Origin of the sequence: Actinocorallia aurantiaca (assembly GCF_039533685.1) — a bacterium.
Classification (GTDB): domain Bacteria; phylum Actinomycetota; class Actinomycetes; order Streptosporangiales; family Streptosporangiaceae; genus Actinocorallia; species Actinocorallia aurantiaca.
Genome location: NZ_BAAATZ010000053.1, coordinates 1 through 651 on the forward strand (window position 1 = coordinate 1; position 651 = coordinate 651).

Here is a 651-nt window from a genome sequence, read left to right on the forward strand (position 1 = left end):
CGGCATTTTCTTCATTTGCAGATTTCCTGCTCGACTATGTAGCAGAAGTGCGGAAGGTGGGGACACCAATTGGCGAGTCAAAGGAGAATGAATCCGTTACCCAGATCCTTGTTGAAACAAATCCGAGCAGGCATTGGATTACAGTATCCCCAGCCCTTGCCGCTGGCACAATAATCCTGGCATTGATCAGCATCATCATATGGAATTTTACAGATGGTCGCGGTATCGACAAGACCGAAGGGTCGCCGCCAAATAGCACTCCAAATACTGAAATATCGCCTGCACCTATAAAGCTGGGGAGTGCGCGCGAGGAACAAGCTGGCCAATATGGTGCACCAACTTTTTCTGACGCCAAAAGGCCAGCAGTATCAGGTGTGCCGGTTAAGCCCTACGAAAAAGTGAAGGTATCCTGCAAGATATTCGCGCCTACGATTCCAAGCGTCTCGCCAGACGGATACTGGTATCTTATTGCAAGCCCACCATGGAACAACGAGTGGTACGCGCCCGCCAATACTTTCTTGAACGGTGATCCGATTAACGCCGAACAGCGTACAGTTACACATAACACCGACACGAAGGTACCGGACTGCTAGGTGTCATCTCCCGCATCTCCCGATGCGTATGCAAAATATATGCCCATGAGACCGACTG

Annotated in this window: 1 protein-coding gene; it reads left to right on the forward strand. The window is 50.4% G+C overall.

The features are described 5' to 3' along the window. On the forward strand, positions 1 to 593 hold a 593-nt coding region (locus tag ABD327_RS37250), incomplete at its 5' end, for a hypothetical protein (RefSeq protein ID WP_344458494.1). Positions 594 to 651: the final 58 nt, after the last annotated feature.